General features: G+C 41.1%; 9 protein-coding genes. 2 read left to right on the plus strand and 7 right to left on the minus strand.

Annotation, left to right across the window (positions count from 1 at the left end; translation table 11 throughout):
• Window positions 1-31: 31 nt before the first annotated feature.
• The gene (locus FFF34_005680; protein ID TSD66888.1) at window positions 32-634 is read right to left on the minus strand and encodes a PorT family protein; all 603 of its coding nucleotides are present in this window, start codon (window positions 632-634) and stop codon (window positions 32-34) included.
• A gap of 152 nt (window positions 635-786) precedes the next feature.
• Between FFF34_005680 and FFF34_005685 the strand changes: the two genes are divergently transcribed.
• A complete protein-coding gene (locus tag FFF34_005685; GenBank protein TSD66889.1) occupies window positions 787-2,046 on the plus strand; it encodes an MFS transporter in 1,260 nt (419 codons plus the stop codon).
• A gap of 85 nt (window positions 2,047-2,131) precedes the next feature.
• A complete protein-coding gene (locus FFF34_005690; GenBank protein ID TSD66890.1) occupies window positions 2,132-3,241 on the plus strand; it encodes a DUF3667 domain-containing protein in 1,110 nt (369 codons plus the stop codon).
• Between the two features lie 67 nt (window positions 3,242-3,308).
• On the opposite strand, the gene FFF34_005695 is transcribed toward FFF34_005690, so the two are convergent.
• The 6 genes from FFF34_005695 to FFF34_005720 all read right to left on the minus strand — a co-directional run bounded on the left by FFF34_005695 (window position 3,309) and on the right by FFF34_005720 (window position 13,723).
• Window positions 3,309-3,908, minus strand: coding sequence for a PorT family protein (locus FFF34_005695; GenBank protein TSD66891.1), 600 nt, complete (start codon window positions 3,906-3,908; stop codon window positions 3,309-3,311).
• Between the two features lie 156 nt (window positions 3,909-4,064).
• On the minus strand, window positions 4,065-5,399 hold the full coding sequence (locus FFF34_005700; GenBank protein ID TSD66892.1) for a TolC family protein: 1,335 nt from the start codon (window positions 5,397-5,399) through the stop codon (window positions 4,065-4,067).
• 13 nt (window positions 5,400-5,412) lie between these two features.
• Window positions 5,413-6,090, minus strand: a complete 678-nt coding sequence (locus FFF34_005705; GenBank protein TSD66893.1) for an ABC transporter ATP-binding protein — start codon at window positions 6,088-6,090, stop codon at window positions 5,413-5,415.
• A gap of 299 nt (window positions 6,091-6,389) precedes the next feature.
• Window positions 6,390-8,804, minus strand: coding sequence for an FtsX-like permease family protein (locus FFF34_005710; GenBank protein ID TSD66894.1), 2,415 nt, complete (start codon window positions 8,802-8,804; stop codon window positions 6,390-6,392).
• Between the two features lie 62 nt (window positions 8,805-8,866).
• Window positions 8,867-11,275, minus strand: a complete 2,409-nt coding sequence (locus tag FFF34_005715; GenBank protein ID TSD66895.1) for an FtsX-like permease family protein — start codon at window positions 11,273-11,275, stop codon at window positions 8,867-8,869.
• Between the two features lie 63 nt (window positions 11,276-11,338).
• On the minus strand, window positions 11,339-13,723 hold the full coding sequence (locus tag FFF34_005720) for an FtsX-like permease family protein (GenBank protein ID TSD66896.1): 2,385 nt from the start codon (window positions 13,721-13,723) through the stop codon (window positions 11,339-11,341).
• Window positions 13,724-13,738: the final 15 nt, after the last annotated feature.

Genomic DNA, 13,738 nt, shown 5'->3' on the forward strand with positions numbered 1-13,738 from the left:
TAACTCCTTTTTTGTTTTATTAAATACCGGTTTAAAAAGCAAGGCCGATATTAAAGCCTGTTACACTGTTTCTGACGTTTGAGCCGTTAGTGGCGTTGCTTAAATCCGAAAAACCGGCTTGCCCATTAACTTCAATAAAAAGCCTTGTAGTGTTAGATACCGGGAATTTTACTCCTATACCTATATCAAGCCCCCCATCTGTCGAGTTAAAATAGCTTTTTACATCCTGCCCTTCGCGTGTTGATGCATCTAATAAAAAGCCTATGTAAGGGCCAAAATTTAAATACCAGTTTTTGGTTTTGCCAAAATGCCAGTTAGCCATTACGGGTATGGTGATGTAATTCAGCCGGTAATCAGTTACAGTAAAGCTACTTACATCATCATAATAGCCATTGGCCCAACCTTTTTGGTCGTAATTTAAGCCTGTTTTTAAGCTCCATTTATCAGAAAAATAGTGATCGAGGTAAACGCCGGCGTTAAAGCCGCCAAGGTAATCGGCAGTTGCATACTGTGATGTTGCTGTAGCCGCATTATAGCCAATGTGAACAGCAAATTGATTAGTGCCCTTGGTTTGCGAAAATACCGTTGCAGAGAAAGTCAATACAACAAGTAATGTGGTAAAAAATTTGTTCATGAAATTGGGTTTTGGTTTAAACTAAGGTATGGTTTAATAACATACTTTCACTCAAAAAACTATTAAGCGGGCTATATATCTTTCCATTTCCGCATTATTTCGCTAATTTTCGCCTTTATATTTTAATTGTTAATTTAATTACGCCAGCCTCTATGAATATTAAGTTCCGCTTAATACTGATGAATTTTATGCAGTTTTTTATATGGGGGGCATGGCTGCTTACCATCGGGGCTTACTGGTTTCAAAACAAACAATGGTCGGGTGCGCAGTTTGGCGCCATCTTTTCTACCATGGGTATCTCGGCCATATTTATGCCTGCCCTTATGGGTGTTTTAGCCGATAGATTTATAAATGCCGAGAAGCTTTACGGCATAATGCACATATTGGGTGCAGTGGTTTTATGTATACTGCCCATGGTAACTAACCCTACTACCTTTTTTTGGGTAATGCTGCTAAATATGGCCTTTTACATGCCTACCCTATCCCTATCTATTACAGTAGCTTATTCGGCTTTAAAAGGCCAAAGTATTGATGTGGTTAAACACTTCCCCCCTATACGCACATGGGGCACTGTAGGCTTTATAGTGGCCTTGTGGACCGTTAGCCTAACCCATAATGAAACATCGTCTAACCAGTTTTACATTGCGGCTGCTGTAGCGCTTGCATTGGGTGTATATGCTTTTACATTACCCAAATGCCCGCCATTGCTTAGCCGCACCGCAAATAAATCATTAACCAATGTGTTGGGCCTAAACGCGTTCGCGTTGTTTAAATCACCGCGCTTTGCCATCTTCTTCGCATTCTCGCTCTTGTTGGGTGCCGCGTTGCAGCTAACCAACGCTTACGGCGATACTTTTATACACGATTTTAAAAATGTACCCACTTACAGGGATACCATTGCCGTAAAGTATCCGGCTATTATCATGTCTATCTCGCAGATATCCGAAACGTTGTTTATACTGGCCATACCCTTCTTTTTACGCAAGTTTGGTATCAAATACGTTATGTTGTTTAGCATGCTGGCCTGGGTGCTGCGTTTTGGCTTGTTTGCCTTTGGCGACCCTGCCAACGGCCTTTGGATGATAGTACTATCGTGCATAGTATATGGTATGGCTTTCGATTTCTTTAACATATCAGGGTCGTTATTTGTTGAAACACAAACCACACCCGAGATACGCGGCAGCGCGCAGGGTTTGTTTATGATGATGGTAAACGGCTTTGGCGCTTTATTTGGCAGTTTTACCAGCGGTTTGTTAATAGATAAGTTTTTTACCTTGCCCGACCAAAGTAAAAACTGGCACGGCATATGGCTTACCTTTGCAGCCTACGCGCTGGTTATAGCCGTTATATTCCCTTTTGTATTTAGGTACAAGCATAATGCGGCGCTTAAACATGCCATTGAACACGCTTAAACGAGTTTGATATTTTGCACCCGTGCAATGGTTTTTTATTATCTTAGAAATATATTAACAAACCGAACGGACGCACAATTAACTGATGAAGAAACACTACCGGCACGAAGACGATTGCCTTAACTGCGGTACGCTTTTAGAAGGCAAATATTGCCATAACTGCGGGCAGGAAAATCTGCAGATAAAAGAAAGCTTTGGGCATATGGTTAACCATGCCGTAAGCGATTACTTCCACTTCGATCACCAGTTTTTTCATACGTTAAAACCTTTACTATTTAAGCCGGGCCAACTAACCAACGAGTACATAGCCGGCCGTAGGATGCAATACCTGCACCCGGTTAAGATGTACATATTTATCAGTTTGGTTTTCTTCTTCCTGTATTTTCAAAACAACAAGCACGAACCTATAGAGGTAAATAAAAAGCCAAAAACAGAGAAAGGCTTATCTTATAGTTTTAAAAACGACCTGGATAAAAACCTTGCAGAAGATAAGAACCTGACACCAGCTCAAAGAAAGCTTATAGCCGGTACTATAAAGGGTTTTGTACCGCAAGCTGATACCGCTAAAGCCAGCAAACAAGCGGCTGATACAAGCAAGGTTAAAAAGAAAGAAAGCGATGATGACGGAGGCGGTATGTCGATGTTTGGTGTTAATAGTAAGGATAGCGATACCTACGATGATTATTTACTAAAACAAAGTAAGCTACCGGCCAATGAGCGCGATAATTTTTTGAAGAGGTATTTAAAAAAGAAAGCTTACCTGTGGAAAAGTCAGGGCAAAAATGGTAAGGAAATGTTTACCGAGTCGTTTAACCACAATACACCAAAAATGATGTTTTTATTGCTACCCCTATTTGCAGTAATACTTAGGCTGGCTTTTTTAAAGAACAACAAATTTTACGTAGAGCATTTGATATACGCTATCCATCTGCATTGCTATTTTTTCCTGCTGTTTACAATTACGCTGTTATTACGTCTTATCCTACCCGGAGATTGGAAGGAGGTAAACGACTGGATAGGGATATTTGCCTTTATATACGGTACCTGGTATGTATACAAATCGTTAAGAGCCGTTTATCAGCGCAGCCCGGGGCGTACAATCAGTAAAATGATAGGGATAGCATTCATGAATATGATAGCGCTTGTATTCTGCTTTATGACCTTAGCCACTATAACAGCGCTTACCAGCGTTTAAATAAAAACCAGTTTAAACAAAAAAGGCTCCCTATGTTGCAGGGAGCCTTTTTTGTTTAATATGTTTTTTATAATGAGTATAGTGTATAAGCTAAACTAAGGTTAAACAGGTTAACCCTGGTGTGGCTGTTATTGTAATATTGTTGTTTGGTTAAGCCGGCCTCATAACGCAAATCAATAGATAGTTTTTGAATATCTACGCCCGCGCCAACCGTCCAGGCAAAGTTGGCATCTTTATAATTCAATTTTACAGCATTGGCAGCGGCGCCACCAAATGTTTGATTTTTATTGATAGCAAAAGATGCTAAAGGACCGGTGTAAAACCTGCCCCCTAAACCAAATGCGCCAACCTTGCCGCCAAATAATAAAGGCACATCAATACTGGTAAATTTAGCATCGGTAATATCGCCGGATCCATTGTCTATTTTAACGTTTTTGCCTGTTAAGTAAAGCTCGGGCTGAAAGTTGAAGCCTAATGCGCCAAAACGTGCCCATACCCCACCAAGGTAACCGGCGCGGTTGCTACTGTTAAAAGTGCTGGTATTAGTAGCAAGGCTGGTTAAATTTAAACCTGCCTTAGCACCAAACTGAAATTTTGGTATTAACTGGGCTTTGGTAACTGCTGTTACAGCCAGGCATATTGATAATGTAAGTAGAAACTTTTTCATACGATTTGTGATTTTTTTAAGGTTAACGATAAAGTTGAGAAATTGTGTTATTAATAGGTTAAATATCAAAATTAGACGCTGCTAAAATACAAATATCCGGTTGTGTACTACAGCACTCAACCGGATATAATGTGATAAAGTTAATACTTATTATGATTACAAGGCCAGTTTACCCTGGTAATAATCTAATATTTTGCTGTAGATGTAACAATCGTAGCGTGCATTTATAAGGTTTAGGTTTGCCCTGTCTAAGTTGTTTTTAGCAACCACAAAATCTACAGAGGTTAAAACACCGGCGTTAAAACGTATTTCTGCCGTTCTGAACGATTCTTTATAAGCAGCTACTTGTTCAAGCAGTGTACTGTATCGCTCATAAGCCGATGTCATGTTCAGGTAGGCCTGCTCAACATTTTGCCTTAACTTAATTTTGCTGTTATCCTCAACATAAGTGTAGTTAAGCAAGTCTATTTTAGCAAGGGCTACGCTATTACGTTTTTGCAGGTAGTTTAAAATAGGTATACGCAGGCTTAGGCCTATTTGCGAATAGTAATTATTTTTAAACTGATCGTAAAAGCGGATATTTTGGTTATTTAATTGCGCAGCACTTGAGTAGTTGGTGCTTAAACCGCTAAACAATGATAAGGTAGGAAACAACGACCCCTTAGCCGCTGCCACAGCTTTTTCGGCACTTTGCCTTCTTAACGTAGCGGCTTTAATATAAGCTAGTTGCTGCAACGCAGTTGCATAAACCTGGTCGGCCGATTCTGATACATTTTTAAGGTCTTGCCCGCTAATGGCTTCAAACTTAATGGCGCCGTTAAAGGGGATGTTTAATATCTGCAATAAGTTGAGTTTTGAGGTTTGCAGCGTTGCCTTTGCATTTACATACGATACCTGGTTATCAGCGTAGGTACCTTTAAGGTCGTAAAGGTCTGATGGTAGTTTATTAGCACCTTCCTTTTCTAATATGTTTAACCGCTCTACCTGTTTTTTGGATACGTCCAGTTGGTTTTGTACCTGGTTAAGTAATTCGCCGTTGTCTAACACTTGCAAATAAGCGGTTATTACATTTATGGTAACCAGGTCTTTTGCCTGCTGATAATCCATCTTACCGGCCTGGTATGCTAATGATGTTTGTTTTATTTTGTTAAGGTATTGCAAACCGCTAAATAAGGTAAGGTCGCCGCTTAAGCCGTAGTTACCCGATTTAAATGACTGGTTGATATAGCTGTAGGTAGACTGATCTAAGGCACGGCCCTGATTAAAGCTTTGGTCTACCTGGCCGTTTATTGAAGGTAAAAGGTTGTCTTTAGCCTGGTTGTAATTTACATGGCTAACCTCCATTTGCAAGGCGCTTTGTTTAACATCAAGGTTATTTTTAAGGGCAATGTCAACCGCTTGTTGTAGGGTAATTACGGTATCGGCCTGGCTGTATGCCAACACCGGTGATGATATAATTATGCTAAAAAGTATAAATTTAAAGTATCGCATTTTGTGTAATAGTTCAGAATTTTCTTGAAGATTCTATCTTGCCATCCAGCAGGTTAATAATACGCGAGCCATACTCGGCGTTTTTTTCGGAGTGTGTTACCTGGATGATAGTAACGCCATCTTCTTTATTCAGCTTGCGGAAAAGCTCCATTATCTCTTCGCCTTGTTTTGAGTTTAGGTTACCGGTAGGCTCATCGGCTAATAACAGCTTTGGTTTGGCAATAAGCGCGCGGGCTATACCCACCAATTGCTGCTGCCCACCAGATAATTGCGCCGGGAAAAGATCCTTTTTTCCTACAATTTGGAAACGGTCGAGCATATCGGCAACCATTGCCCTCCGTTCAGAACTTTTTACGTCCTGGTAAATTAACGGGGTTTCGATGTTTTCGTAAACGGTAAGCTCGTCAATTAAATGGTAAGCCTGAAAAACGAAACCAATGTATTGCTTATATAAAGCCGAACGCTGTTTCTCTTTAAGCTGGTGAACGGCCTGGTTAACAAAATAGTGGTACCCTTCTGATGGCTCATCTAACATGCCTATAATGTTTAGCAATGTTGATTTACCCGAGCCCGATGGGCCCATAATAGATACAAATTCGCCTTCATCAACATCAAGGCTGATGTCGTTAATAACGAAATTTTTATTTCCGCCGGCCTGGTAGTACTTTGAAATATGTTGAAGTGATAACATTTTAATTATTTGTATTAATAAATATTGACCGCAATCTGTGAATTGATTTTGGCATTAAAGTATGAATAATATACCAAAGTTTTAATCGACTAATTATCAGTTATTTATGCAGAAACTTAAATGTAAAAACTGTACGCTTATGTACAGCGTGCGTTCGGTTATGATACAGTTATTTAAAGTCCGGAGTGTTGAGTCAAAAGTCTTAAGTTATACATATGCCCGAACAAAAAGTCTTAAGTAATGAATAAAACGAATCATTCATAACTTAAGACTTAATACTTTCGACTTCAGACTTAGAACTACTCGCTTCTTAAACTCTTTACCGGGTTAGCTAAAGCCGCTTTTACCGATTGCAGGCTAATGGTGAATAAAGATATTACAACAGCCAATATGCCTGCCAGCGCAAACACCCACCACTGTATGTTAATGCGGTAAGCAAAATCCTGCAACCATTTATCCATAGCGTACCATGCAATTGGCGATGCGATGACAACCGCTATAAGCACCAGCCACAGGTAGTCCTTTGATATTAAACCAACTATATCCCCTACATTGGCACCTAATACTTTGCGTATGCCAATTTCTTTCACCCGTTGCTCTGCGGTAAAGCTTACCAGTCCAAACAGCCCCAGGCAGGCTAAAAACACAATAAGCAGGCTAAAGCAGGTAAATAATTGCTGCAACTTAAACTCCGCTTTATATTGCTCGTCTATCAGTTCGTTCACCCATTTATAATCAAATGGTTTTGAGGGGTAATATTGCTTGTATAGTTTGTTTATAGCTTCCAGCACCTGCTTTTCGCTGCCCGGTACCACGCGTATCAGCATAGCACCGTAGTCTGGCTTTTCGATGGCTTGTATAACAGTTGGTTTTATTTTGCTATGGAACGATTCGCTGTAAAAATCTTTAATGATACCTACCGGGATGCCCTCAAACTTAGCCGAGCGGGTATTTAGCTTCATATCCAGCAGGTTGGCGGTGTAATTGGTAAGTAATAAGGGTTGCACATCCTTAAGTGCCTTGGTTTCCTTGCTATTACCACCCATTAGCGAGTCGGCATTCATGGCGTCGCTCTTTTGAGCAGGATCAAATACCCGACCTGATTTTACCTGCAGCTTTAATACACCCGGCAAATCGGCATCGCCCCAAATAAAGTAAACGTTGATTTTTTCGGCACCCACCTTTACCTGGCGCGACATATTGCCCGAGCCCGACGAAGGGTACCAGTTGGTTATGCTGGCACTTTGCACGCCTGTAATAGCCTTTACATCTTGTTTAAAGGCATCGCCTGTTTTGCCCCATTCGGTGTAATCAATATTGATGAGGTTATTTTTGTCAAAGCCAAGGTCTTTACTGCTCATAAAGTTTATCTGGTTATGAACAATAATAGTGATTACAATAATTGTTACCGATATAGCAAACTGCCCAACCACCAATCCTTTCTTAAGCAAATTAAGGCGTATATCTGTTGATACCTTATCCCTTAAGATTACCGCCGGCTTCGGGCGCGACAGGAACCATGCCGGGTATAAACCGGTAGCAATGCTCACTAACAATACGCCTAACACGGTTACTAATAAAAATACCGAATTATATAAGTTAGCTACTAATGCATGGCCCAAATAGCTTTCTACCGGTTTTAGCAAAAGCGGGTAAAGCACTATGGCTACCAAAAATGCTATAACAAAAAATAATACCGACTCTGATAAAAAACGAACCAGTAACTGCCCTTTGCCTGCGCCTAATACTTTGCGTACGCCTGTTTCTTTAGCGCGGCTAAAAACCCGCGATATGGTTAAATTTACAAAGTTGATGCAGGCGATGATGAGCAGCAAGGCTGCTACTGCCGAAAATATGTATACGTTTTGTATACTGCCATGAATATCCTGCACCGCCGGGAAATCTGACTTTAAGTACACATCCTTCATCGGCTGGAATTTGAAACTGTAATCAGCTTTTTTGCCCTTACATTGCATTACGTACCAAGTATTTACCTTTTTAGTAAAGGCAGCTATATTAATACCTGGTTTAAGCAAAAGGTATTGTGGATTAAATGTATAATAACCACTACCATTTGGCACCTCATTGTCAATTGGTCTTGGTTCCGCTATAATCATCAGTTCCGCTCTCAGATGCGTATTTTGTTGCAGATCGGCCACTACGCCCGTTATCAGGTATTTTTGTGGCTGCCCAAACTCGGGTACAGTCATTATTATTTTACCTATGGGGCTTTGATTCGGGAAGTATTGTTCCTGCATGGTTTTACTGATCACCAGGTTGGTGTACCCCTTTACAAACTTTTTAGGGTTACCCTGCAATATCTTAAAATCAAGCATGTTCCAAACAGTAGGTTCGGCGCTTAAAACCTTAAACTTCACCCCCTCTTTATAGCTACCAAGTTCAAGCCTGCGGCTGCCTACAGATACGCGGCAATACTCCTGCACTTCCGGCATATCTTTTTTTAACGCAGGGCCCAGGCCCGAAAAGGTAACCGGCATCAGTTCCTCGCCCTTTACATTAGTGCTTGCAGATAAAACACGGTAAATGTTATCGGCGTTTTTCCATTGATGGTCATAAGATAACTCATCAATAACAACAGTAGCCACAATTAAGCAGGCAGTTAACCCGGTGCTTAAACCGATAATGTTAATAAGCGAATAGGCTTTGTGTTTCCACAAACTGCGCCAGGCTATTTTAAGGTTGGTTTTAAACATAATAGTTAAATTATAATTTCTAAAGACTAAGCGCGTGAGAACTACTCACTACCCTCCATTCATTATTCACTTCGTAAACTTTTTACCGGATTTGATAATGCCGCTTTTACCGATTGATAACCAACCGTTAAAAAGGCTATTAAAGCAGCCATACAGCCGGCAAGCGCAAATATCCACCAGGATATATTTATCCTAAAGGCAAAGTCCTGCAGCCATTGGTGCATTACATACCACGCCAATGGCGACGATATGAGGATGGCAATAAATACCAGCTTTAAAAAGTCAAACGATATCAGGCGTACGATAGTGCCAACTCCGGCGCCCAGTACCTTACGGATGCCAATTTCTTTAACACGCTGACGGGTTGAGAATACAGCCAACCCAAATAGCCCCAGGCACGATATAAATATGGTTACACCTGTAAAAGCTTTCAATATATCGCCTGTACGCTGGTCGTTTTTGTACATAGCTTCAAACTCTTCATCTAAAAAGTGGTACTCAAAAGGCGAGTTAGGGTAAAATTTATGCCATTGCGTTTCTATCGCGGCAATGGTATTCGCTGTGTTTCTACCGTTAGTTTTAACCAGGAGTTTTCCAAACCAGCTATATTCGGGGAATACTACCATCGGTTCTATCTTTTCATGTAACGACGAATAGTTAAAATCTTTAGCTACCGCTTTAATGGTGCCTACGCGCCCGTTTAAACCAATATGTTTACCTATTGCCTGCTCAGGTTTCCAGCCCATAGCCGCAACTGCGGTTTCATTTAAAATAAAGCTGTATTTACGCAGGCTATCTACCTGGTTTAAAACCTGCTTTTCATCGCTGAGGTCTAAATCGCGGCCGGCCACTAATTTCATACCCATTACTTTAATAAAGCTGCGCTCTACAGGTGTAGCGGTAACAGGCAGGTTAAAGTCGGATGTTTTACCCTCGGCACTGTTTATAGAATAGCCGCCCCTAACATTAACCGGCGAGTTATATGATGCGGTTGCACCCAACACACCCGGTTGTTGCGCTAAAGCATTTTTATAGGGCTGTAGCTGATCGAAACCCATGCCGCCAATATCTAATACCATTACCTGCGACCTATCCATCCCGGTGTTTAAATTGCGCATGTATTGCAGCTGACTGCCGGCTATAAGCGTACCTATGATAAAGAACACCGATACCACAAACTGAAATACGACTAACGATTTGCGTAACAGGTTGCCACCCGCAGCGCCGGTGCTTTTTGTTTTTAAAATAATAACAGGCTTAAAAGCCGACAGATACAACGACGGATACGTACCCGCCAATAAAGTAACGATAAAGAACAAGGCCACCATGGCTTCTATTAACCACGATCTGTTCCAGGTATTAAAGTCCATTTGCTGGCCAGCAAAGTTACTGAAGCCCTGGAAGCTGATGGAGGCTAAAAATATTCCTATGAGTAAAGAACACAGCGTAATAATACCCGCCTCGGTTATAAACTGAAAGAACAATTGCTTGCGCTGGGCACCCATTACCTTGCGCACCCCTATCTCTTTGGCACGTTCTGCCGAGCGGGCTGTAACTAAATTCAGGAAATTTACACAAGCCAGTACCAATAATATTATAGCTACAAAACCAAGTATATATACATATTTTATGTTGCCAGCCGGCGTTAAACCGCTTACTGCCGAGTATAAATGCACTTTAGTTAAAGGCTCCAGGTTATACCATACCTTTTCGCCTGTGCTGCTGTTGTCTTTAAACAGGTTATCCAAATAAGTGTTCATTTTTTTCTCCACCGCTACCCTATTTGCGCCGGGTTTTAGCAGGAAGTAGGCATAGTCGTTAGCAGAATCCCAGGCACGTGTAAGCGAGCGTGGCATACTGGCGTAATTGCCTATCATATCAAATTTTATCTGCGAATATTCCGGGACGTCCTGTATTACTCCGCCAACCATCATGTTGGTTCCGTCAACCTTAAGTATCTTACCCATTGCATCATCAGCACCAAAATACTTGTTGGCTATACTTTTGGTGATAACAATTGATGTGGAGTTAGCTAATGCCGATGCTGCATTGCCTGCTATAAACTTAAATGTAAACAGCTTGAAAAAGGCATCATCAGCCATTAGTATTTTCTTTTCGCGGAATAACTTATCATTAAACTGTACAATACCACCGCGCATATCCGAATAATCTACTATGCGCACACCATCTTCTATCTCCGAAAATTCCTGTTTAAAAACCGGCACAGCGGCTGTAGGCGTTACCGCAGTAACCCTCGGCTCATCAAAATTTGGCGATTTATAGCTGTAAATCACACGTGTTATACGGTCCGCTTTTTCGTTAAAGCGGTCATACCGTAACTCGTTTATAAGGTAAGTGGTAAGCAGTAAAAAACAGCAAATACCAACTGCTAACCCAGCTACACTTATTATAGAGGTGGTTTTATTTTGAACCAGGTTACGCCAGGCCGTTTTTAAATAATTTTTTATCATGATGTCTATTTTAACACATAGACCATAGTCAATGGCCCATGTTATTTATATTATTCGTGAGGTTTATTCGCTTCTTAAACTTTTGACGGGATTACTAAGTGCCGCCTTTATAGCCTGGAAACTAATGGTGACTAATGCCACCACCATAGCCATAACACCGGCCAGCAAAAACACCCACCACTGTATATCTATACGGTAGGCAAAATCCTGTAGCCATTTATACATAAAGTACCAGGCAACGGGTGTTGCTATTATAAAGGATATAGCCACCAATTTCATAAAATCAACCGATAGCATATTCACTATACCCGGGGTTGAAGCACCTAAAACCTTGCGTATACCGATCTCGCGTGTGCGCTGATAGGTGCTGTAAGATGCAAGGCCCAATAAGCCTAAGCAGGATATAGCTATAGCCAGGATAGAAAAGTTAAAGAATAGTTTACCAAAGCGTTCCTCGCTGCGGTACTGTCTATCAAAAAACTCATCAAGGAAAAAATAACTGAATGGCCTGTTTGGTATAAGCTCTTTCCATTTAGCTTCTACTCCGGCGATGGTTGCCGGTAAGTTAGCCGACGATACCTTTACCGATACCATGTTAAGGTTACGTAACTCAACGCGCATACTTAAAGGCTTTATTTTTTCTTGTAACGAGCGGAAGTGAAAATCTTTCATCACCCCAACAATCTTACCTTCGCGGCCCCACTGTTTAAAGCGCCTGCCTATAGCCTGCTGTGGCGAACTATAGCCGAACATTTTAACCGCTTCCTCATTCAACAACATGGCCTGGGAGGTATCGGTAGACATGAAATCTTTTGAGAATGGCCTGCCGGCAACCATTTTAATTTTAAATTGGTTAACGTAATCAAAGTCGACAAAATACAGGTCGAGATTGGCAATTTGCAGGTCGCCTTTTTTGTTTTCGATCTCGGAGTATGCACCGGCATTACCACCCCCGGGTACGCTTGATGATAACGTGGTTGATTTTACACCGGGTAACAAGCTTACACTTTGTTTAAAGGCCTCTTTACCCGGGTCGCCATTGGTATCCATTACAAGGGTTTGATCTTTGGAAAAACCAAGGTCGCGGTTGCGCATAAAATCCATTTGATTATATACAATTATGGTACCTATAATAAGCGCGATAGATATACTAAACTGGGCCACAACCAAACTTTTGCGTAAAAGGCTGCCCTTGGTGCCGGTAGAAAACCGGCCCTTTAACACCAAAACTGGCTTAAAAGACGAAAGCACTATTGCCGGATAGATGCCCGCGAGCAAGCCAATACCAACTGATAAGCCAAATAAACTAAGCACATACCAAGGAGTTGAAAATATACCCGGACTAATTGTTTTACCAGACAATTGGTTAAATACCGGCAATAACAATACAGACAGGATAACAGTTATAACAAAAGCTATTAGGCACAAAACAACAGTTTCGCCCATAAATTGCCCGGCTAACTCTCCTTTTGCAGCACCAACAACTTTACGTATGCCCACCTCTTTAGCACGCTCAACCGATCGCGCCGTGGTAAGGTTAATAAAGTTGATACAAGCTATCAGCAATATAAATACCGCTACAATACTAAATACATAAACATTGCTTATACTGCCTGTTTCTAACCCGCCCCGTTTAGAGTGCAGGTAAACATCTTTTAATGGCTCTAAAAAAAGCGTAGCAAACATTTGGCTCTTTTTAGCCTCGGTACCGTTACGTTTTTCCATAAAAGCCGGGAACTTTGATTGCAATACTTTCCAATCGGTACCCGGTTTTAATAGTAAGTAACTAACAGCACCATAGTTGCCCCATTGCTCCTCGATGCCCTTGCTAAACTTTTGGGTAAGCGATGACATGGATATCAGCATATCGGCTTTTATCTGCGAGTTTTCGGGGATATCTTTCATTACGCCTGTTACCAGTGCAGGTATAGCGTCGCCCGTAATTAATATGGTTTGTCCCACAGGGTCGGTATTGCCAAAATACTTTTTGGCGGCGGTTTCGGTAAAAACAACACTTGCCTGTGCACTAAGCGCGGTATTAGGGTTACCCTTTAATAGTTTAAAATCAAATACTTTAAAGAATGTCGAATCAGCAAAAATTGATCGTTCTTCCTGAAACTTTACGTTCCCCTTTCTTACTAAAAAACTACCGCCGCTGATGCGTACAAAAGATTCTACTTCGGGGAAATCTAACTTTAAATTCGGCGCAAAAGCCCATGAGGTTACCCCGGTATTAATAGTTTCCGACGGTGTTTTAATATCTGTTACAATACGATAAATGCGATCGGCCTTGGTATGGAACCTGTCATAACTAAGTTCGAAGGCTACATACATAAAAATAAAAAAACAAGCTGTTATGCCAACAGATAAGCCTGTAATATTAATAAACGAAAAGCCGCGGTGCCTCCAAAGGTTACGCAGTGCTATTTTAAAATAATTTTTTATCATGATATAAGTATTATT

The sequence above is a fragment of the Inquilinus sp. KBS0705 genome, from assembly GCA_005938025.2.
GTDB lineage: Bacteria > Bacteroidota > Bacteroidia > Sphingobacteriales > Sphingobacteriaceae > Mucilaginibacter.